A 20,359-nucleotide genomic window follows, 5' to 3' on the forward strand; every position below is an offset into this window, starting at 1 on the left:
AGACTCGGGAGGTGTCAGTTGCTCGAACTCGCAATTCTCGGGCTACTCCTCGAGTCACCGATGCACGGATACGAGCTGCGTAAGCGGCTCACCGGTCTGCTCGGCGCATTCCGTGCGTTCTCGTACGGATCGCTGTACCCGGCACTACGGCGCATGCAGGCCGACGGCTTGATCTCGGAAGACATCGACAACACCACCGGCCCACTCAAGCGTCGGGCCCGTCGCGTCTACCAGCTCACCCCGGAAGGCCGGCAAAGGTTCACAGAATTGGTTGCCGACACGGGACCGCAGAACTACACCGACGACGGCTTCGGCGTTCACCTCGCCTTCTTCAGCCGCACCCCCGCAGAAGCGCGGATGCGGATCCTGGAAGGCAGACGACGCCAAGTCGAGGAGCGCCGCGAAGGCCTTCGCGACGCCGTCGGCCGGGCCAGCGGATCGCTGGACCGATATACCCGCCAGCTCCACCAGCTCGGACTCGAGTCGAGTGAACGCGAAGTGCGTTGGCTCAACGAATTGATCGCAGCCGAGCAATCGATACCAGGAACATCCAAGAAAGAAGGAGAGCCCGACCATGGGTGAGAACAGCACCGCGGTGCGCGTAGCAATTGTGGGCGTGGGTAACTGTGCCTCGTCCCTGGTTCAGGGCGTCCACTACTACAAGGATGCAGACGAGACCGGCACCGTTCCCGGCCTCATGCACGTCAAGTTCGGTAAGTACCACGTCCGCGACGTGCAGTTCGTCGCTGCTTTCGACGTGGACGCCAAGAAGGTCGGCTTCGACCTCTCCGAGGCAATCCTCGCCAGCGAGAACAACACCATGAAGATCGCTGACGTCCCGCCGCTCGACATCCCCGTCCAGCGCGGCCCGACACTCGACGGCATCGGCAAGTACTACGCCGAGACCATCGAACTGTCCGACGCCGAGCCCGTCGACGTAGTCCAGGCACTCAAGGACGCCAAGGTAGACGTCCTCGTGTCCTACCTGCCCGTCGGCTCCGAAGCCGCTGACAAGTTCTACGCACAGTGCTGCATCGACGCGGGCGTCGCGTTCGTCAACGCGCTTCCCGTGTTCATCGCCTCCGACCCGGAGTGGGCTGCCAAGTTCAAGGACGCCGGCGTCCCGATCGTGGGTGACGACATCAAGAGCCAGGTCGGCGCCACCATCACCCACCGCGTGATGGCGAAGCTGTTCGAAGACCGTGGCGTCGTGCTCGACCGCACGTACCAGCTCAACGTCGGCGGCAACATGGACTTCAAGAACATGCTCGAGCGCGATCGCCTGGAGTCCAAGAAGGTCTCCAAGACTCAGGCCGTCACGTCGAACCTCACCGGTTCCCTCGCCGGCAAGGTCCACGACCGCAACGTCCACATCGGTCCCTCGGACTACGTGGAGTGGCTCGACGACCGCAAGTGGGCATACGTGCGCCTCGAAGGCCGTGCCTTCGGTGACGCTCCCCTCAACCTGGAGTACAAGCTCGAGGTCTGGGATTCGCCCAACTCCGCAGGCATCATCATCGACGCCGTCCGCGCAGCCAAGATCGCCAAGGACCGCGGCATCGGCGGACCGGTTTACCCGGCATCCGCTTACCTGATGAAGTCCCCGCCGGTTCAGATGGCCGACGACAAGGCTCGCACCGAGCTCGAAGCGTTCATCATCGGAGCCGATGAGGCGTAGCTAGACGCCGGGCTGACGAGGCGTAGGTCTTTTCAGCTCACACGGATTCGGGGTCTTGCGCCACTGGCGCAGGGCCCCGATTTCTGTATCCCGCAGGGCGTTTCCGCAGCCACGCGGCTGATCACGCCTGCGGATGCGGAATCGCCGCGCGGGGCCAGGTGCCGGGCTGCGTGGAATGATGGACGGTAAGGACCATCACACGAATCGAGGACCCCATGTCGATTGCGTCCCTGCCTGTTCTCGACCTCGCACTGGCGGAGAATCCCGAGACTGCCGAGCAGTTCCGGACTCAGCTCCGCGACGCGACCCACGACATGGGCTTTTTCTACCTCGTCGGCCATGGAATTCCCGACGCTTTGCAACGACGCCTCCTCACGGTCGCTCGCGAGTTCTTTGCTCTCCCTTTGACGGAGAAGCTGGCGATCGAGAATCTGCGCAGCCCACACTTTCGTGGATACACACGCCTGGGCGGTGAACTCACCGAAGGTAAGCAGGACTGGCGTGAGCAGATCGACATCGGCGCCGAGCAACCTGCTGCCACGCGGACTGCCACGTCGCCGGACTGGGAGATCCTGCAGGGGCCCAATCAATGGCCAGACGCCCTTCCCGAATTACGCGAAGTCATCACCGAATGGAATGACGAACTCACCGGCGTCGCATTGCGACTGCTCCGGGAGTGGGCTGTCGCTCTGGGGCAGGATCCGCACATTTTCGATGCCGCGTTTGCGAAGGATCCGTCGATCCTGATCAAAGTGGTGCGCTATCCAGGCCGCCCGAAGGACGCGGGAACTCAGGGAGTCGGCGGCCACAAGGACGCCGGCGTACTGACCCTGCTGTACGTCGAACCCGGTAAAGCCGGCCTGCAGGTGGAGCACAACGGCGACTGGATCGACGCACCGCCACTCGAAGGCGCGCTGGTGGTCAACATCGGCGAACTACTCGAGGTCGCAACGGGCGGATATCTGAAAGCCACTGTGCACCGGGTTATTTCACCGGAAGGCGCAGGCGAGCGAATCTCCGTGCCGTTCTTCTTCAATCCGAACTACGCCACCCAGGTCCCGGAGTTCGATCTCCCACCGGAATTGGCGAAGCACGCTACCGGCGTCACCGTCGATGCGAACAACCCGATCCACGATTCCTATGGCGCCAACGCGCTCAAGAGTCGCTTGCGGGCGCATCCCGATGTTGCCGCACGATGGTGGCCGGACATTGTTGCTGTGCGCCTTTATTAACCGCCCGCGGTTACTAAAGGCGCACAGCAGAGGGCTCAGATATCCATCGCAGCTTTCCACGCGGTGTGCATGGCGCCCTCGATGTAGTCGACCTCGGAGGCGTCACCGACAACACGTACGTCAGGCACCACACCTGCCAATGCGTCGGCCAGCGGCGCCTGAGCCGACACACCCGAGGCGACGACAACCATGTCGGCCGGAGCTGTCAGTGTCTTGTCACCGGAACGGAATTCGACGTGTTCCTTGGTGATTCGCTGCACCGTCGAATTGCGGTGAATGTTCACACCGACATGCTTGGCGTGGCGCACAGCGGTCCAGCGGCGCGGCATCGCCATCGGAATGCCCAACTGCTGGCCTTCTTCGATCAGCGTCACGTTGCGACCGCGCTCGGCCAGGAACTCCGCAAGTTCAAGTCCGACAAGCGAACCACCGATGACCACGACGTCCTTGCCCATAGGCAGGAACTTGCGGGTCACCGCACGAATCGCGGCGGGGCTCTTGGTGATTCCGGAGAGCTTGCCCAGCTTGGCCATGGTCCGCAGGAACGGCGGAACCTGCGAGGTGTCGCCGGCCCCGGTCATCAAGGCGCGCAACGTATCACCGGTGTGCACGTGCGGCAGGTCGCCGCCGGGAACGGACGGGCGGTCACGAACAGCGCCGGTGGCCACCACAACCACGTCGGCGCCCAGGGCCTTGATCGAAGCGACCGTGGCCTCGGTGTTCAGCCGGATATCGACGCCCAGGCGCGAGGTTTCCACCTTGAGCCAATCCAGCAGACGACCGTTGTCCGGCGTCGTGAGGCTCGAGAACCAGAGCGTGCCGCCGAGTCGATCTGCCTTGTCCACCAAGGTGACTCGATGTCCACGTTCACTGGCGACTCGTGCCGTCTCGAGGCCACCCGGTCCGGCACCGACAATCACGACGTGCTTGGGTGTCGTCGACTTGACGAAAGGTACGAGCGCCTCGTTGCCGAGCGCGGGGTTGACAGCGCACAGCGGAGTCTCGTCCCAGAAGTTCTCCTGCACGCAGACGTAGCAATTGATGCAAGGTCGAACCCGCTCGGGTGTCCCGTCTTTGAGTTTGTTCACCAACTGTGGGTCTGCCAGGAGCTGACGGCCCATTGCGGCGAAGTCCGTGCGTCCTTCCGCGATCATCTTCTCGCCGACCTCGGGGAGCATACGTCCGACGGTGATCACGGGGATCGATATCGCCTGCTTGATTCGCGTTGCATTGTCGGTGTAATAGCCGACCTTGTCTGGCAGGGGGCCGTCTGTGAAGTTGGCAAAAGCATTCAGTGCGGTACCGGTGACGTGGATGGCGTCAGCGCCGGCATCTTCGAACATCTTGGCGGCAGCAACAGCCTCGTCGACGGTTAGCCCGTCGGTTTCGCCGTACTCTTGACCGGCCAGACGCACGATGACGGCAAGCGAACCGCCGACCTCCGCCTTGACTGCGCGAATAACTTCACAGGCCAGGCGAGCCCGATTCTCCATCGAACCGCCGTACTCGTCGCTGCGCTGATTCGTGTACCGACTCAGGAACGCTCCGAGGACGTAGTTGTGGGCGCAGTGAATCTCGACTGCGTCGCCGCCCGCCGCCTTCACTCGTCCGGCAGCCTCGGCGAACATGCGGACCAGCCAATCAAGATCTTCCTGGTCGGCCTCGTGGTAGGTCGCCCTCTTGCCCTCGTTGATGGCAGCCATCTTGCCCAGTTCTTCGGGTGTGCAATCGGCCATCGCACTCATGTCACCCGGCGGCTTCGGCATGGACGGCACCAGCTGCGGTCGGCCGTCAAGGGTGTCGATTCGCGCGACCTTGCCGTGGTGCGTCATCTGCACACACAGCTTGCTGCCGGCGTCGTGCACCGCGTCGGCCAATGCCTTGAGTCCGGGGATGAACCGGTCTTCCGAGAGCCCCGGTTCCTTGCGGCTGGTGCAGCCCAACGGATACGCAACAGCGCAGCAGCCGGTGATGATCAGCCCGGTTCCACCGGCCGCACGCGCCACGAAATGGTCGATGTCGCCCGTCTCGATTTCACCGTCTTCGCAGAGGTTCATGTCCATGGCGGGCAGAACAACGCGGTTGGGCACGGTGATGGGACCGATGGTCCCGGGTGCGAGCAAGTGCGGGAAGGTCTGGTTGCGGATCACGAGCAAACGCTAGAACCGAGAGCCGCACCTCGGGGCGCCGTTCCCGATCAACGGGATTCAACGCCGTGATCTGCGAGACAGTTAGCGATCACCTCGAGTGCATATTCCAGGTCGCGTGCGTCCACTCTGCCGTATCCGATCACGAGTCCGCCCGGGTTTTTGTGACTGCGCGCAGACTCCGTCAGAGTCGGTACCTCCACTCCGTATTCAAGCGCATGACGTGCGACGGTCTCGGCCACATCCGCATCCAACACCAGCGTCGTGTGCATGCCGGCTCCCAGCCCGCGCAGTTCCCCGAAGCGGGACAGCGCAGCGTGTACCAACCGATCGCGCTCCCGATATCGCCGACGCGCAGCCCGTACCGTTCTGTCCCATTCACCGTCCCGCAGGAGTGAAAGCAGAGCCCGTTGCAGCGGAAGAGACGGGAAATCCCCGATGCGAACCCGATGCGCCGCAATTCGACGGGCAAGCTCTTCCGGCGCAACCAACCAACCCAGCCGAATTCCGGCGCCGAGCGTCTTGGCGACCGTACCCAGATACACCACCCGATCCGGCGCGAGTTGCGCCAGCGCTGGCAAAGGCGCTACGTCGTAACGGAATTCGGAGTCATAGTCGTCCTCGAAGAGGAGGACGTCCCGAGCCCGCGCAAAGTCGATCAACTGATTTCGCCGACTCACCGGCAAAAGTCCACCGGTCGGATACTGATGTGACGGCGTCACGTACACACCACGAACATTCCGGGGCGCCGATTCCAGCTCGTCGACGCAAAGTCCGTGTGCATCTACCGGCACGTCGAGCAGTGACCATCCGGTGGCAAGCGCCGCCGTCGACGCGCTTCGATAGCCCGGATCTTCCATTGCCAGTAGAGCGTTGGGGGAGCGCAGCGCTGACAACGCCAGTCCGAGGCCGTGTGTAGCCCCGGAGGTAATGACGATGCGCTCGGGTTCGACGGCCATGCCGCGAGCCCGGCCCAACAGTTGCGACAGCGCAGAGCGCAATTCGACGTCGCCCGCCGGGTCAGGATCTCCGAAAGGTGGTGGCATGGAACCGACATCTCGCCAGGCCCGACGCCAGGCCGCACTCGCCCGCGGCGGAGTCCATGGCACTCCGGGGCGCAATTGAACCTGCGGCGGTGCGGGAGCGACTACCTTTGTAGGCTTGGGAGTAGACAGCACAACGGATGAAGGAGCTTCTGCCACAAAGGTTCCCGAGCCGCGCACCGCTACGAGCCAGCCCTCGGCAATCAGTTGCTCGTAGGCTCGTTCCACCACGGCGCGTGCAACGCCGAGTTCGGCAGCCAGTTTCCGCGAACTCGGCAGCCGCAATCCCACAACAGCCGATCCACCGCGAATGTCTGCTCGCAGGTGATCGGCAACCTGGATCGGCAAAGGTCGCCGATCGGTCCGGTCGAGCACTACCGCTACCGCCGAGGGCAGAAGCATCGTTTCCCTTTCCCTAAGTGGCCTACCAAAGTGCCCACAAATTGGACCATGACGCAAAGCCACTTGGCTAGGAGTATTGCTCACATGACACACACCGTCGCACTCGCCCCACTGTCCCCAACAGCACGTACAACCCATAAGCGCGCGCGTCATCACGGTGTCACCGATCGAGCAGCGCTCTTCGGCGTCCTGCGCTCCGCCAAGCTGTGCCACTTGGGCGTGTCCACCGACGGTGTGCCTCTCGTGCTGCCGACGGCGTACGGATTTGATCCCGAGGGCCCGGATCAAGACGGCACCCTCTACCTGCACGGTTCGGTAGCGTCACGTAGCCTCGCGCCCGACAGCGAGATCTGCGTAACCGTCACAGTGCTCGACGGACTTGTTCTGGCGCGCTCCGGTTTTCACCATTCGATGAACTACCGCAGCGCCGCGATTCTCGGTCGACCCCGGATCGTCACGGATCCGGACGAACGGCTCAGTGCACTGAATTTGATTGTCGATCAAGTAGTTCCCGACCGTTCCGGACACCTGCGGGCGTCAACACGCAAAGAACTGGCGGCAACAGTGGTGCTTGCACTGCCCCTGTTCGAGGCGTCGGTGAAGGCACGAACCGGCGGCCCCGGCGACGACGAATCAGATATCGGTGTCGAAAAGGTCTGGGCAGGTGTCATTCCGGCATCCGTACAGTTCGGTGAACCCATCCGAGCCGAAGACCTCGATGCGGATATCACGCTGCCGGAACATGTCTCGGCAATGATGTAGCCGAAGCAACGCTACCGCGGGATCGGCGGGGACAACGGCGGGCGAATATCCAGACCATTAGGTCGCGGCTCGGAAGTCACCGGCGTGGCCGATCCGGACTCGTCCTGCTTGTCCTCGCCCCGGTTCCCCAGGAACGGACGAACCAGGTCGAGGGGCAGCGGGAATACGACGGTCGAATTGTTCTCGGCCCCAATCGCGTGCAACGTCTGCAGGTAACGCAATTGCAGGGTGGTCGGGTTGCGGCTGATCACGTCGGCTGCGTCGGCGAGCGTAGCCGACGCCTGGAATTCGGCTTGCGCGTTGATGATCTTGGCTCGCCGTTCTCGTTCGGCCTCCGCCTGACGGGCGATGGCGCGCTGCATGTTGGCAGGAATCTCGACGTCCTTGATCTCCACCGTGGTGACCTTGACTCCCCACGGTTCCGTCTGTTGATCGATCACTTTCTGCAGGTCTTCGTTGAGACGTTCACGTTCGGAGAGCAAGGCGTCGAGGTCGGCCTTGCCGAGGATCGACCGCAGAGTTGTCTGCGCAATCTGCGACGTAGCTGCCAGGAAATCTTCGACCTCGACGATTGCGCGATCGGCATCGACCACTCGGAAATAGGTTACGGCTGTGACTTTTGCCGGCACGTTGTCGCGCGTAATGACTTCCTGCACCGGAATTTTCAGTGTCACGGTCCGTAGGCCGACCCGCTCCATCCGATCAATTGCCGGAATGAGGATTACCAGACCCGGCCCCTTCAACGCGATCAACCGTCCGAGCCGGAACACCACTGCACGCTCGTACTCTCGCAAGACCCGAATCGACATGCCGACCAGCGTCACGAGAAGCAGAACAACGATGCACAGGGAAATGAGAATGGTGGTCATAGCAACTCCCACGGTTCACGACGGCGCACTGTCAGGGTCAGACCCCGGACCTGCTCCACTACGACAGGATCGCCGGCCTTCGGAACAGAATCGTCACTGAACCCGAAATCCATTCGGGCGTTCCACAATCCACCCGCAGCCTCGACCTGTCCGCGCGAGCCGTCCCAACTGCGAACCGTCGCATCGGATCCGATCAGCGATTCCACTCCGGTGCGCACGGGCGCATGCCGGGCGGTCAGAACTTTCCGGCTCGCCACCGCGGTAACACCCAGGCCGACCACTGCAACCCCTGCCGTCACCGGAATTGCAATCACCTGGCCCGCATCGCCGGAGGTGAAGAGCAACCAGACACCCGCCCCGATCAGGAGCGCACCAAGACCGCCGAGCACCCCCGCAGTCGGGGCATGTGCCTCGACCACCATCAACAAGACACCCAACAGCAGGGCCGCGATACCCAATGTCGTCATCACTCGTCTCCACGCTCACGAGGACTCGGTCGCGTCGCGTAGCCATCGTGCGATCGGGCCCTCGACATCAACGGTAATCACGTTTGTCCGGATCTGCCACAACCTGAAGTGATCCACGTGACAGATACCGGACGGTCTGCCATTGTGAAGGCATGCGGCGGCGTGTGGGTGAGAGTTGGTCCACGCGACCAGTCTCAGGGGTAACCCCTGGGTCGGCCAGAAGAATTGGATACTGCGTCCGACGGCATTCGGCACGCTCCGCGTGCTCCCCGCCGCCCCGGACAAAGGATTTGGTCACCCCGCGCCGCCGCATCCCGGATATACCTCATGAGTGACTTCGAACTCGACGCCGAATTGGCGCGTCGGCTGGCAGACGCAGCCGACGACGCACCATGGACCCTCGGTGGCCTCGAGGAGGCATTCGGATCCGTCTTCGGTGTGTCCCCGACACTCCTGGCGGTCCGAGTCCTCGATCTCATGCCCGCCCCACCGTTCGAACCTCAGACTCTGTACCGATTGCTGCGCGAACTACCTCGCCTGCGACCTGTTCCTCTCTCACTGGACACCAATGAATCTTCGGTGTGGCGGTTCGACGTTCCCCGCTACAACACCAGTGCGGACCTGGCTCGTTCACTGGATCTGACGATCTCCGAACTCGAGTGGTTCGCCGATCGCGGTGAATGGCTACGCACGAAACCTCTCCCGCTGCGCCACTACCGGCCCATGCAGATCAGCAAGAAGGCCGGCGCGCGACTACTCGAGATACCCAAACCAAGGCTGCGCGAAATTCAGCGGAAGATCCTGCGCCGCATACTCGATCAAGTACCAGCACACGACGCGGCACACGGATTTGTCCGTGGTCGAAGTCCTCTGACTTTTGCAGCGCCGCACGCACAGTCGGAAATCGTGATCGGTGTGGACCTCGCTCAGTTCTTCCCGTCCATCACCGGCGACCGTGTTCACGCGATCTTCACCGCCCTCGGCTACCCGCCCGCCGTCGCCGGAGTTCTCACCGGATTGTGCACTGTTGCAACGCCTGCCGATACCCTGCGCGGAGTGCCATACGCACAGGCGTCACAGTTGCGAACGGCGCACCTGCCTCAGGGTGCGCCGACGTCGCCTGCGCTCGCGAATCTTGTAGCGCGGGGGCTCGATATCCGGTTGAGTGGGCTGGCGAAGACGAACTGGCTCACCTACACCCGCTACGCCGACGACCTGGCGTTCTCCGGAATCGAAGTGACTGACGTCGGCACCCTCCTGTGGACGGTCGAACAGATCGCCGGAGACGAAGGGTTCGCCGTCCATCCACGGAAGACAAAAGTGATGCGTCCGCACCGGCGCCAGCACCTCACCGGCCTGGTCATCAACAACCAACCGTCGTATCCGCGTGACGAATACGACCGATTGCGCGCCCTGCTCCACAACGCCGCCAATACCTCTGCCCAGGAACAGAATCGAGAGGGAGTCGGGAACTTTCGCGCTCACATCTACGGCCGGATCGCGCACATCGGCGAAACCAGCCCTACGCGCCGACGCACGCTATTGCGGTTGGCCGACCGTGTCGATTGGGGCGCCGAGATTCTCGAGTCGGACTGACCCATGAATTTCAGCGATTCGCGACCAACTCGGCGGCCGAGGCCAGAGGGACGATCGGATACAGCGGCGGCTCGTCCTCGGGCACCAGGGCGGTCGGCCCGTAAATCCAGTCGGTGTAGGTGTAGTCCTGTGTGCCGCGGGCTCGCAGCAACAGATTTCGCTGCTGCCGTTCCTCGCCGTCGAGGTGCCACAACTCGCCCCAGACGCGTGCCGTCGTCAGTACCCGGCGGCAGTGCTCAGGGCGAACGGCCTCATAGGCCGCGAGAGCTGCGTCCCAGTCGATCACGCCGTCGGCACTCCGCAGACGGGCAACATGTTCGGCGAGCACCCAGCCGTCTTCGATCGCCATGATCGCGCCCTGCGCCATGTACTGCAACGGCGGGTGTGCCGCGTCGCCGAGCAAAGCGATCCGGCCCGAAACCCACGTCATGATCGGGTCTCGGTCGTACATCCGCCACCACTTGTCACGCCACATGAACGGGATACCCTCGCGCACCTCCGAACAAGAATCAGCGAATGCCGCGTCGAGTTCATCAGGTGTGCCCCAGTCCTCCTCACCTGCAATTGCTTTGGGTGACTCGAAGACGGCAACCTGGTTGAGCATCTCGCCGCCGCGCAGGCCATAGTGCACAAAGTGATGCCCTGGCCCGACGTAGACCACGACCTCCGACAGATCGACGGGACGGTCGGCCAAATCCGCCACCGGCACCGTGCCACGGTAAGCGACGTAGGCGGACGACACAGGTTCGTCGTCGATCAACAGTTTGCGTGCAACCGAGTGCAGACCGTCAGCCGCGATGACCACACCGGCCTCGTGCACTTCACCACTCGAAAGACGCACCTGCGCACCGGTATCGGAGTTCTCGTAGGAAACGGCCTTGGCGTCGGTGACAAGCTCGACTCCGGCACGCTCGCACGCACGCAGGAACAGTCCGTGCAAGTCGCTGCGGTGGATGACCAGGTACGGAAACCCGTACCGGCGTTCGAGATCGGTCAGGTCCAGCTTCGTCAGCTCCGACGCGTCGACGGCATCACGCATCACCATCGACGTGGGCACAACCCCAAGGCTTTTGGCCTCGTCCAGTAGGCCGTACTCGTTCAAGATGCGGGTGCAGTTCGGTGCGAGCTGCAGGCCGGCGCCGACCTCACCGAACTCGGCGGACCGCTCGAGCACTCGCACGGTAAGACCCTTGCGCGTCAGGGCAAATGCAGCGCTGAGGCCGCCGATACCGCCACCGACAACAATGACGTCAGGTGTGTTCATGATTGCTCCGTTCACAGCCACGCAGGCAGTACCGGCACAGGAGATCCGTCAGTGGTCGACAGATCGTGAGGGCGGCCGCTCAGATAGGCGACAAGGTCGGCAAGCGGACCGGCGACGCCAACCGGTGCATCCACGCCGGGAAGGTCCCAGATCGCTGACGCGTCGGTGGCTTCGAGCCGAAGCGCCACGCCGGGCACCGCGCCGCGCTTGCCCACGATGTCATTGCCAAGTGCCACAAGGAAATCGGCCGGAAGATCGGCGAAGGTGACGCCCGTACCGAGATCAACGGCATGGACGCACACCTCCCGCGCCCGCATCCACGGGATCTCCGTGGCTGGGACGGTCCGACCCTGGGCCGTCACGATCAGCTGGGTCCACTGCTCGTCGGAGAGTGACGCCATTGCAACGTCAAGTTTCTCGGCTGAGGACCGCGGCCACGCAAGCAGAGTGGCCGCCGGCAACTGGGAACCTTCCTCGATCCCACGGGCGCGGGCGTCGGAGGAGGCGTACATCGGTGTCTCCTCGCCGGTTTCGGCCCAATGGACGAGATTACCGAGCGCTTCTGCGTTGGCGGCGACGTGCGCAAGGAGGTGGCGCCGACTCCAGCCCGGAAGCCCAGACGGCGCAGCCACACCGGCGTCATCGAGGCCGTCGACGCCGCTCAGGAACAGCTGCGTTCCGTGCTCCATCCAGCGCCGGGCGTCAGTCATTCCTTCACTACCTTGTTGGTGCACGCACCGAGGCCCGAGATAGCGGTTACGACGGTCTCGCCTCCGAGCAGGTAGACCTTCGGATCGCGGGCATGACCCACGCCTGCGGGTGTTCCGGTTGCGATCATGTCGCCCGGGTTGAGGCGCGTGATGGTCGAGATGTACTTCACGAGCGTGATCGGATCGAAAAGCAGTGTGCCGGTGTCGTCACGCTGCATGACCTCACCGTCGACGGTTGTCGTGACCTCGAGAGCCGGGCGGACTCCGCCGACCTCGTCCGGCGTCACGAGGAACGGCCCAACCGGAGTCGTGGAATCCCAGATCTTGCCCTGGGTCCACTCGATCGTGCGGAACTGCCAGTCGCGCACCGACACATCGTTCATGACGGTGAAACCGGCAATCGCAGCCTCGGCCTGAGCGTCGTCGGCGCGGCGCACCTGCTTGCCGATGACGATGACCAGCTCGACCTCCCAGTCGAAGGCCTCGGTCTCGTCGGGCCGGACGATATCGTCGTTCGCGCCGATCAGGCTGTCGGCGAACTTCGGGAACAGCGTCGGATACGACGGGAGTTCGCGGCCCATCTCCTTGATGTGATTCGTGTAGTTGTGACCGACGCAAATGACCTTCGACGGCTGCGGAACTACCGGCGCGAAGTCGGCACCTTCGAGCGGGTACGTGGTGGCATCGTCGGCGGACACAGCTTCTGCACGACGTTTCCAATCCTCATGGGCAAGAAAGATTCCCAGATCGCTCTCACCGAGGTCGACCAGGCGGTCGCCGTCGAGCTTGACTGCGCGCGTCGCTGCGCCGGTGCGAATTGTCGTGAGCCTCATCGTGAAATCTCCATTCGGTTGAGCTGCAGTGCTTCGAAGACGGGTGCGTCGCCGAAGCGGAAAAGGTCGAGTGCGCCGGAATCCGAGTCCGTTTTTCCCGCTTCGGATTTCGCGGAGAACGGCGTCCAGGACGGAACGACGAAGAGGTCGCCGCGGGTCACTGTCCAGGTGCGGTCGCCAACAGTCACCGTGCCGGAACCGTCGAACACCTGGTAGACGCTCGAACCGGTCTCCTTCACCGGAGCGGTTTCGGCGCCGCGGACGATGCGGTGGAACTCGGTGCGCATCGTCGGCAGGACGTCGCCGCCGGTGTGCGGGTTGGTGTAGCGAACCGCCGCGTGGCCGGGTTCGACTGTGCCGCCGTAACCTTCGGCTTCGATCGCGAGCTGATCGCGCAGTGCGCGGTCGGTGAACTCCCACTTGTACGAGAGCAGTGGGCTGCCGGGAGCGACCTGCGTGGCACTGAGCGGGCGCAGTCCGGGGTGACCCCACAACCGCTCGGACCGGGAGCGCTCGGGAGTGATGCGCTCGGCGTCACTGATCTCGTCGCGGCCGAACTCGAAGAACTGCGCTTCCGTCAGGTACTGGAACGGGATGTCCAGGCCGTCGATCCACGCCATCGGCTTGTCGGTGGCATTGTGGTGGGCGTGCCAGTTCCAGCCCGCCTGCGGCAGGAAATCGCCGCGGTTCATCGAGACGGCGTCACCGCCGACGACCGTCCAGACGCCGGAGCCTTCGACGACAAATCGGAATGCGTGCTGGGTGTGGCGGTGCTCGGGAGCATCTTCGCCCGGCATCAAGTACTGGATCGCCGCCCACAAGGTGGGGGTGGCGAAGGGTCGACCACCCAGCGACGGGTTCGCCAGCGCAATCGCACGACGCTCACCACCGCGGCCGACCGGGACGATCTCGCCGGCTTGCTCGGCAAGGCGTACCAGGTTCTCCCACTTCCACAGGTGCGGGACAGCGCGCGAGCGCGGATGAGCCGGCATGAGATCGCCGATCTCAGTCCACAACGGCACCAACAGTTCTGACTCGAAGCCGCGGTAAAGCTCCTCGAGCGCTGGGGTCACATCCGGCTGGCCTGGCGCGTCGACGGCGTGGAGCCGGACGGGGGAGTCGGTCGAAGTCATGACATAAGAGTGACTGGATTATTCAAGACAGAACACTAGATTCTGCTATACAGAATCATGGAGAAGCCACAGAAGACCCCGCCGGCGTATGCGATCGCCAGCGTCGACCATGCACTGAGATTGGCGACAATCCTGCAACTGGAGGGAAACCTGACCGTCGCGGAAGCGGCAGAGCGACTCGGGGTCGCCAGATCGACAGCACACCGGCTACTGCAAATGCTGGTCTACCGGGACTTCGCGGTGCAGCACCCCGGCCGTCAGTACGGCGCCGGACCAGTCCTGGAACTTGCCGAACACTCGCGCTCTGCGACCTCGTTGCTGCGATCGGCCGCGCTGCCGCACATGGAACTCCTGGTCCAGGCTGTCGGAGAGTCTGCCAATCTGACCATTCGCACCGGCATCGAGGCCCGGTTCATCGTCTCGGTGGAGTCCGCCCAGGTACTGCGCGTCGGATCACGCGAGGGCATGGTCTTTCCGGCACACCGCCTTTCCGGCGGGTTGCTATTGCTCGCCGAACTCTCCGCCGACGAACTGGGCCAGGCCTACGAGAGCAGGTCAGACGCGGATGTGACCGACCAGCCGGACCTGCCGAAACTACGTACCGAGCTGGCGCGGATCCACAAGCAAGGGTTTGCGGTCAACCAGGGCCGCTCCGAGCGCGGTGTCGTGGCCGTCGGAGTACCGGTGCGTGATGCCAACGGCAAAGCCCTTGCCGGACTGTCTGTTTCAATCCCGTCTGTGCGCTACGACCGGCAGCAGCTGCCGTCCCTGGTAGCGACCCTGCGCATGGCTGCCGATCGCATCGAGGCGGACCTGGCTCACTGAACATCAATTTGATGCATGTTTCTCTATGCAAAATATGAGTTGGATTTATGTGACTGCAGTCACTTCACTGGGTGTATGCCCAATTCTCCCGCCACTTCCACCGTCGACTTGTTCGCCGACGACGTCCTGACCGATCCTTATCCGATGTACGCCGAACTCCGCGAACTCGGCGCAGTGGTGCATCTGACCACCAATGACGTCTACGCCCTGACGCGCTACGACGCGATCCGCGACGCGTTGGCTGATCCCGGCACGTTCTCGTCCCGCAGCATCGGATTCAATCCGATGGTCAACGAGGCATTACAAGGCACGTCGCTGGCGTCGGATCCACCTGTTCACACCGAACTACGGGCGACACTGACGGAGAACCTCTCCCCGCGGGCGTTGCGCGGGCTCGCGGGCCAGATCCAGACCAAGGCCGACGCCCTGGTCGCGGACCTGGTTACCCAGGGATCGTTCGACGCCATCGATGCGCTGGCACGCGCATTTCCCCTCGAGATCGTCGCTGACCTGATCGGCTTCACCGGCTCGGTGCGCAACGACATGCTGCGCTGGGGACAAGCCGCGATGGAGGTTATCGGCCCGATGAACCAACGGACTGCCGAGAACTTCCCCATTGCCGGAGAGCTCTACGGCTGGTGCGCGCAAGTCCGCGCCGAGGATCTGGCACCAGAATCTGTGGGCCGCGGCATATTCGATGCCGAGGCCCGGGGAGCGATCCCGCCCGATACTGCCGGCAAGATCATCCACCAGTATCTGGGCGCGGGAGTCGATACGACGATCGCCGCGATCGGCAACATCGTCGCGCTGTTCTCAGCCTTTCCGAACCAATTCGATCTAGTCCATCAGAATCCCGAGCTGGCACCGGCAGCATTCAACGAGACGCTCCGATTCTGGGCGCCGGTGCATGCATGGGGGCGCTTTGTCACCAAGGATGTAGAGATCGACGGAACGCTGGTCCCGGCCGGATCCCAGGTTGCGATTCTCTTCGGCGCTGGCAATCGCGACTCACGGCATTACGAGAATCCCGACGCCTTTTCGGTCGAACGGAATCCGGTGGACCATCTCTCCTTCGGTTACGGCTCGCACGGCTGCGCCGGGCAAGGGCTGGCTCGCCTGGAAGGCCAGGCTGTCATCAGGGCACTGGCCAAGCACGCTCGACGGATTGTGGCTGCCGATCCGATTCTGTTGCCCAGCAACATTACTCGCTCTATCAATCAACTCGACGTCCTGAAAGTGATCCCCGCATGAGAATCGTGCTCGATCGGCCCCGTTGCGAAGGCCATGGTCTATGCGAAAGTGTTGCCCCCGCGTTGATGCACCTCGACGACGAGGGTGAACTGGTCCTCGACCTCGAAGAGTTCGCCGAGGGAAGCCGCGAGCTCGCCGACGCCGGCGCAGCTGTCCGGGTCTGCCCCGTCGCCGCACTCAAACTGGTATGAACGGCACTAACGCTCGTCGACGAATTCTAGTGGTCGGCAATGGAATTGCAGGCCAGACCGCCTGCGACAGCCTTCGGGCCGCTGGTTTCGACGGCAGCCTGACCATCGTGGGGGACGAACCCCGGACGGCATATTCACGGCCGGCACTCTCCAAGGCACTCCTGGTCGACGGCGGCTCCCCCGAACTGGCTTCGCCGATGCACCAGGCCACCGAGCTACTCGGGGTGGCGGCAGTCGGTCTCGACGTCGAATCACGCCGGGTACACCTCGACGACGGTACAAATTTGCCGTACGACGGACTGGTCATCGCGTCCGGTTCACGGGCTCGCCGGCTGGGAGGCGTGGATAGTGCGGAGCTGACGCTGCGCACGCTCGACGATGCCTGGGTTCTGCGCGAACGACTGGCCGCCCAGCCGTCCGTCGTAGTCGTCGGGGCCGGCCCGCTGGGCATGGAGATCGCATCAGCGGCCATGGCCGCGCGTTGCCAGGTCACAGTGGTGGCCGACGGCAGGCCGATGCTCTCGCATCTGGGTCCACACCTGTCTGAAGCGTTCACCGCGACCGCGATAGCGCAGGGACTGACCATCGTCGACGGGTCGGCCGCTCGCATCGACAGCCCTCGCGGAGTGATCCTGCGAGACGGAACGCGGATCGAGGCCGAGCTGATCGTCACTGCGATCGGCGACATACCCAACACGGAATGGTTGGCTACCAGTGGACTCGCAGACGGCCGTCTCGAAGCAGATTCACGAGGGCGGATTCGGCCGAACATCGTGGCAGCCGGGGACGTCACGGCCATCCCCACGCGTCAAGGAATGCGACGGATTCCGTTGTGGAGCAGCGCAATAGAACAGGCAAAAGTTGCCGCCGTCGCACTCTTGAGCGGCGATGACGCGCCGGAGCTCGACCTCGATCCGTACTTCTGGACCGAGCAGTTCGGGTTGAACCTCAAGGCCACCGGTCACCTGCCGGTGGTGGGCGAACCGGAGTTCCTCGTCGGCGAGCGCCCAGAAGGACCGTCGGTGATGCGCTGGACTCACGACGACGGCCGCGGTGTCGCCGTCGCGGTCAACCACCGCATTGCAATCCCGAGACTGCGACGCATGGCCTCGACCGCCGGATGACGCAGGCCGCGTAACTTCGTGTGGATGAACCAACCCCGGAACCACGAGGGCGATCTCGGCCTGGAGCGCCTCGGCGGGGTCAACCTCAACCTGCTGGTACCGCTTCTTGCACTGCTCGAAGAGGGTTCGGTCACGCGAGCCGCCGCAAGGGTGGGCATGACCCAACCCGCGATGCGTCATGCCCTTGGCAGGATGCGCCGGATGATCGGGGACGATCTGGTTGTGCGGCAGGGGAGCGGACTGGTGCTCACTCCGCGCGCGCTGGAGCTGATCGATCCATTGCGTGAAGTGCTACGCCAGACTGCGCGAGTGGTGAACTTCCCGGGCTTCGACCCCGCTCACGACAGCCGCACCATCACAGTTGCGATGACTACCAGCACCGCCTTCGTGGTCGGGGCGGAGTTGGCGAGACTGATCGCCGAGCGGGCCCCGAATGCGACGCTGCGCATCCGCAATTTTGTCGCGCCGCAGGCTGCCGACTTCACCGACAACGGTGTGGACGTCGTACTTCTGTCAGAAGCCTTTCATTCGCCGTACCCGCGCGAGCGTCTGTACGAGAACCGGTGGGTGGTGATCGCCCACCGAGACAGCGACCCCGAGGCATCTGCACTGGACCTGCTGACGTCATTGCCTCATGTCACCTACGACTCCCGTCACCGCGTGCCGCCGTACGCCTCGATGGACGCGCACGGAGTGGACTACCGCATCGGGACGTTGATCTCCGATCACCTGCTCATCCCGCACCTGGTGGCAACGGCCGGTGGCGTTGCCTTGCACACCTATCGCGTCGCGGTCGCGATGGCGGAGCGGGTTGACCTGCGGATCGAGGAGTTCCCGCTACCGGTCGCACCGCTCGTCGTCGACATGGTGTGGAACCCACGCCTGGCTGATGCCGAGTTCAAATCCTGGTTGCGGGGGATTCTCGTCGAAGTAGCCGCGCCCAGCTAGCACCCTTTTCCTCGAGTTCACACCCCTTTCAGCGCACTGGAAGGGGTGTGAACTTTGCCGAAAACATGCTCGCTCTGTCCACCATTACCCGCGATACAGAATTCGCTTGACAGAGAGTAAACCGATGTGACACCTTGCTCACTCAGTGCGTGACACGTATCACAAGCGCGCTCGGACTGCCGATCCGGCGGTTCGGAATCCTCGAGCAAGGAGCTCACAGAAATGAGTAACCCGACTGCGCGGCCATCGCGCTACGTAGCGACTCTCGTAGCCGCATGCCTGGCCGTCATGGTGGCCCAGGTGGCGTACTCGCTGCCCGGCGCCCTGAACGGAACCTTCCAGCAGGACTTCAACATCTCCGGCGCAGAACTCACGTGGATCAGCGCCGCTTTTGCCACGACGATGGTGGTGTTCGAACTGACCTTCGGCGTGCTCGGTGACATGTTCGGCCGCAAACGACTGCTACTCGGCGGAGCACTGCTGATCGTCGTCGGCGCAGCCCTGTGTGCAAGTGCGCAGGAAGTCCACCTGATGTGGATCGGCCAGGCCATCGCGGGCATCGGCGCCGGCGCGCTCTACCCGATCTCGCTGGCGATGATCGCCGCTGCAGCGCCCGACGCCCAGGCCCGCGCCAGGGCGATCGCACTGTGGGCGGGCTTCCTGTCCCTCGGTGCCGCACTCTCACCGATGATGGCCGCCATGCTCACCGAATTCGGCAGCTGGCGTTGGGCTTTCGGTGCAGTGATCGCCGCAGCACTGATCTCATTTGTCGTTTCACTGGGAGCGCAGGACTCGTCGTCGCCGGAAGGCCGCAAGCTCGACCTCCCTGGTCAGGCAACGTTGGCGGTCGGCCTGATCGCCCTCCTCTGGGCACTGACGCAGGGATCCGAGATCGGGTGGGGCAACACCACGATCGTCGTCGGCTTTGTCATCGGCGCCGTATCCCTGGCCGCGTTTGTCGTCATCGAATTGCGCACCGAAGTGCCACTGCTGCACCTGAATCTGTTTGCCAACCGGGTCTTCGCGATCTCGGGTATCACCGCCGTCGTCGGCATGTTCGCGTTCCTGGGCCTCTGCTTCTCGATGAGCATTTGGCTCGGTGCGGTTCAGCATGTCTCACCGCTCAAAATCGGCGTGTTGTTCCTGGTCATCCAGGGTCCCGCGTTCCTGCTGGTGCCGCTCGTATCCCGCCTGATCCACAGCGTTTCACCGCGTTGGGTGCTGACGTCGGGCTTTGCACTGATCGCGATCGCCGGCTTCATCTGCTCGCAGTTCGACGTCCAGACCTCGACGTGGACGGACTTCATCGTGCCGATGCTGCTGCTCGGCGTCGGGTTCGCCTTCACGGTCGCGTCGATCACCGCGGTGGCCATCAACACCGTGCCGTTGCGCTTGGCCGGCATGGCCAGCGCCACGACAAACCTGTTGCGTGACTTCGGCTTTGCCCTCGGACCCGTTCTCGTCGCCGCTATCGCGAACAGTGTCGCCAACAACGAAGTCAGGGACGGCCTTGGCGCGGCCGTCGGTGAGTCCGATCTCGGTCAGGCTCATGCAGGCGCTGTCATGGGGATCGGCGAGCAGGGCGGCGCGATGGCGCTCAACTCGATGCCGGTCATTCCGGTGCCGACCGATCCGAGCCTGGCACCCGGACCCGACAATCCAATGCTTGCAATGCCTTCCGCGATCAGCGATCTGGCGTTCTCGTCGCTCGGTAGCGGTTACAGCCTGGCGTTCCTGGTGTGTGCGCTGTGCGCTGCCGCGTCCGGTGTCCTGACCCTGTTCGGACTCTTCGGAAGCCGCCCGGAGTCCGAAGCCGCAGTCGATCTGGGCACCGACGTACTGCATGAGATCGCCAATGTGGCCGACGACGTCAACGTCCGATAA

Annotated in this window: 19 protein-coding genes; 11 read left to right on the forward strand and 8 right to left on the reverse strand. The window is 63.6% G+C overall.

Going from position 1 to position 20,359, the window contains the following annotated elements:
• Positions 1-18 precede the first annotated feature (18 nt).
• The 3 genes from R4P64_RS02720 (at position 19) to R4P64_RS02730 (ending at position 2,910) form a co-directional block, all read left to right on the forward strand.
• On the forward strand, positions 19-582 hold the full coding sequence (locus tag R4P64_RS02720; protein WP_033237088.1) for a PadR family transcriptional regulator: 564 nt from the start codon (positions 19-21) through the stop codon (positions 580-582).
• Positions 575-1,678: an inositol-3-phosphate synthase gene (locus R4P64_RS02725; RefSeq protein WP_033237087.1), complete on the forward strand. Its 1,104-nt coding sequence runs from the start codon at positions 575-577 to the stop codon at positions 1,676-1,678. Before R4P64_RS02720 ends, R4P64_RS02725 begins: the two co-directional genes overlap by 8 nt.
• A gap of 215 nt (positions 1,679-1,893) precedes the next feature.
• Positions 1,894-2,910 (forward strand): isopenicillin N synthase family dioxygenase, encoded by a 1,017-nt coding sequence (locus R4P64_RS02730; RefSeq protein WP_317819152.1) that lies wholly within the window; start codon positions 1,894-1,896, stop codon positions 2,908-2,910.
• 35 nt (positions 2,911-2,945) lie between these two features.
• Here R4P64_RS02730 and R4P64_RS02735 read toward each other — a convergent pair whose 3' ends face one another.
• Both R4P64_RS02735 and R4P64_RS02740 read right to left on the reverse strand, forming a co-directional pair.
• On the reverse strand, positions 2,946-5,066 hold the full coding sequence (locus tag R4P64_RS02735; protein WP_317819153.1) for an NAD(P)/FAD-dependent oxidoreductase: 2,121 nt from the start codon (positions 5,064-5,066) through the stop codon (positions 2,946-2,948).
• A gap of 41 nt (positions 5,067-5,107) precedes the next feature.
• Positions 5,108-6,502 (reverse strand): PLP-dependent aminotransferase family protein, encoded by a 1,395-nt coding sequence (locus R4P64_RS02740; protein ID WP_317819155.1) that lies wholly within the window; start codon positions 6,500-6,502, stop codon positions 5,108-5,110.
• 84 nt (positions 6,503-6,586) lie between these two features.
• Between R4P64_RS02740 and R4P64_RS02745 the strand changes: the two genes are divergently transcribed.
• The gene (locus R4P64_RS02745; protein WP_317819156.1) at positions 6,587-7,264 is read left to right on the forward strand and encodes a pyridoxamine 5'-phosphate oxidase family protein; all 678 of its coding nucleotides are present in this window, start codon (positions 6,587-6,589) and stop codon (positions 7,262-7,264) included.
• A gap of 11 nt (positions 7,265-7,275) precedes the next feature.
• Here the strand turns inward: R4P64_RS02745 and R4P64_RS02750 are convergent, their stop codons facing one another.
• Both R4P64_RS02750 and R4P64_RS02755 read right to left on the reverse strand, forming a co-directional pair.
• Positions 7,276-8,133, reverse strand: a complete 858-nt coding sequence (locus tag R4P64_RS02750) for a slipin family protein (protein ID WP_080711885.1) — start codon at positions 8,131-8,133, stop codon at positions 7,276-7,278.
• Entirely contained in the window at positions 8,130-8,600 is a 471-nt protein-coding gene (locus R4P64_RS02755) for an NfeD family protein (RefSeq protein WP_033237083.1), read from the reverse strand. The genes R4P64_RS02750 and R4P64_RS02755 overlap by 4 nt, the downstream gene beginning before the upstream one ends.
• Before the next feature lie 327 nt (positions 8,601-8,927).
• Between R4P64_RS02755 and R4P64_RS02760 the strand changes: the two genes are divergently transcribed.
• Positions 8,928-10,196, forward strand: a complete 1,269-nt coding sequence (locus R4P64_RS02760; RefSeq protein WP_317819158.1) for a reverse transcriptase family protein — start codon at positions 8,928-8,930, stop codon at positions 10,194-10,196.
• A gap of 10 nt (positions 10,197-10,206) precedes the next feature.
• Here R4P64_RS02760 and R4P64_RS02765 read toward each other — a convergent pair whose 3' ends face one another.
• From R4P64_RS02765 to R4P64_RS02780, 4 genes are read right to left on the reverse strand one after another with little or no spacing between them, the layout of a single operon-like run.
• The gene (locus R4P64_RS02765; protein ID WP_317819159.1) at positions 10,207-11,460 is read right to left on the reverse strand and encodes an FAD-dependent oxidoreductase; all 1,254 of its coding nucleotides are present in this window, start codon (positions 11,458-11,460) and stop codon (positions 10,207-10,209) included.
• An 11-nt stretch (positions 11,461-11,471) separates the two neighbouring features.
• A complete protein-coding gene (locus R4P64_RS02770; protein WP_317544385.1) occupies positions 11,472-12,170 on the reverse strand; it encodes a maleylpyruvate isomerase family mycothiol-dependent enzyme in 699 nt (232 codons plus the stop codon).
• Positions 12,167-13,003: a fumarylacetoacetate hydrolase family protein gene (locus R4P64_RS02775; protein WP_092805015.1), complete on the reverse strand. Its 837-nt coding sequence runs from the start codon at positions 13,001-13,003 to the stop codon at positions 12,167-12,169. Before R4P64_RS02775 ends, R4P64_RS02770 begins: the two co-directional genes overlap by 4 nt.
• Positions 13,000-14,136, reverse strand: a complete 1,137-nt coding sequence (locus R4P64_RS02780; RefSeq protein WP_219110434.1) for a cupin domain-containing protein — start codon at positions 14,134-14,136, stop codon at positions 13,000-13,002. Before R4P64_RS02780 ends, R4P64_RS02775 begins: the two co-directional genes overlap by 4 nt.
• 57 nt (positions 14,137-14,193) lie before the next feature.
• Here R4P64_RS02780 and R4P64_RS02785 point away from each other — a divergent pair, with 57 nt between their 5' ends.
• From R4P64_RS02785 to R4P64_RS02810, 6 genes are all read left to right on the forward strand, one after another.
• Positions 14,194-14,961, forward strand: coding sequence for an IclR family transcriptional regulator (locus R4P64_RS02785; RefSeq protein ID WP_317819164.1), 768 nt, complete (start codon positions 14,194-14,196; stop codon positions 14,959-14,961).
• A gap of 75 nt (positions 14,962-15,036) precedes the next feature.
• Complete coding sequence (locus tag R4P64_RS02790) at positions 15,037-16,212, forward strand: cytochrome P450 (protein WP_317819166.1); 1,176 nt, start codon at positions 15,037-15,039, stop codon at positions 16,210-16,212.
• Complete coding sequence (locus R4P64_RS02795; RefSeq protein WP_317544395.1) at positions 16,209-16,403, forward strand: ferredoxin; 195 nt, start codon at positions 16,209-16,211, stop codon at positions 16,401-16,403. Before R4P64_RS02790 ends, R4P64_RS02795 begins: the two co-directional genes overlap by 4 nt.
• Complete coding sequence (locus R4P64_RS02800) at positions 16,400-17,527, forward strand: NAD(P)/FAD-dependent oxidoreductase (protein WP_317819169.1); 1,128 nt, start codon at positions 16,400-16,402, stop codon at positions 17,525-17,527. Before R4P64_RS02795 ends, R4P64_RS02800 begins: the two co-directional genes overlap by 4 nt.
• 24 nt (positions 17,528-17,551) lie before the next feature.
• The gene (locus R4P64_RS02805; RefSeq protein WP_317819170.1) at positions 17,552-18,475 is read left to right on the forward strand and encodes a LysR family transcriptional regulator; all 924 of its coding nucleotides are present in this window, start codon (positions 17,552-17,554) and stop codon (positions 18,473-18,475) included.
• A gap of 222 nt (positions 18,476-18,697) precedes the next feature.
• A complete protein-coding gene (locus tag R4P64_RS02810; protein WP_317819172.1) occupies positions 18,698-20,359 on the forward strand; it encodes an MFS transporter in 1,662 nt (553 codons plus the stop codon).

This window comes from Rhodococcus sp. IEGM 1366 (assembly GCF_033142425.1).
In the GTDB taxonomy this organism is placed as follows: Bacteria; Actinomycetota; Actinomycetes; order Mycobacteriales; family Mycobacteriaceae; genus Rhodococcus_F; species Rhodococcus_F globerula.

Bases quoted from the DNA above. Each gene is read 5' to 3' on its own strand.
- R4P64_RS02725 (WP_033237087.1), top strand. From the start codon at position 575: ATGGGTGAGAACAGCACCGCGGTGCGCGTAGCAATTGTGGGCGTGGGT.
- R4P64_RS02730 (WP_317819152.1), top strand. From the start codon at position 1,894: ATGTCGATTGCGTCCCTGCCTGTTCTCGACCTCGCACTGGCGGAGAAT.
- R4P64_RS02740 (WP_317819155.1), bottom strand. From the start codon at position 6,502: ATGCTTCTGCCCTCGGCGGTAGCGGTAGTGCTCGACCGGACCGATCGG.
- R4P64_RS02745 (WP_317819156.1), top strand. From the start codon at position 6,587: ATGACACACACCGTCGCACTCGCCCCACTGTCCCCAACAGCACGTACA.
- R4P64_RS02750 (WP_080711885.1), bottom strand. From the start codon at position 8,133: ATGACCACCATTCTCATTTCCCTGTGCATCGTTGTTCTGCTTCTCGTG.
- R4P64_RS02755 (WP_033237083.1), bottom strand. From the start codon at position 8,600: ATGACGACATTGGGTATCGCGGCCCTGCTGTTGGGTGTCTTGTTGATG.
- R4P64_RS02760 (WP_317819158.1), top strand. From the start codon at position 8,928: ATGAGTGACTTCGAACTCGACGCCGAATTGGCGCGTCGGCTGGCAGAC.
- R4P64_RS02765 (WP_317819159.1), bottom strand. From the start codon at position 11,460: ATGAACACACCTGACGTCATTGTTGTCGGTGGCGGTATCGGCGGCCTC.
- R4P64_RS02770 (WP_317544385.1), bottom strand. From the start codon at position 12,170: ATGACTGACGCCCGGCGCTGGATGGAGCACGGAACGCAGCTGTTCCTG.
- R4P64_RS02775 (WP_092805015.1), bottom strand. From the start codon at position 13,003: ATGAGGCTCACGACAATTCGCACCGGCGCAGCGACGCGCGCAGTCAAG.
- R4P64_RS02780 (WP_219110434.1), bottom strand. From the start codon at position 14,136: ATGACTTCGACCGACTCCCCCGTCCGGCTCCACGCCGTCGACGCGCCA.
- R4P64_RS02785 (WP_317819164.1), top strand. From the start codon at position 14,194: ATGGAGAAGCCACAGAAGACCCCGCCGGCGTATGCGATCGCCAGCGTC.
- R4P64_RS02790 (WP_317819166.1), top strand. From the start codon at position 15,037: ATGCCCAATTCTCCCGCCACTTCCACCGTCGACTTGTTCGCCGACGAC.
- R4P64_RS02795 (WP_317544395.1), top strand. From the start codon at position 16,209: ATGAGAATCGTGCTCGATCGGCCCCGTTGCGAAGGCCATGGTCTATGC.
- R4P64_RS02800 (WP_317819169.1), top strand. From the start codon at position 16,400: ATGAACGGCACTAACGCTCGTCGACGAATTCTAGTGGTCGGCAATGGA.
- R4P64_RS02805 (WP_317819170.1), top strand. From the start codon at position 17,552: ATGAACCAACCCCGGAACCACGAGGGCGATCTCGGCCTGGAGCGCCTC.
- R4P64_RS02810 (WP_317819172.1), top strand. From the start codon at position 18,698: ATGAGTAACCCGACTGCGCGGCCATCGCGCTACGTAGCGACTCTCGTA.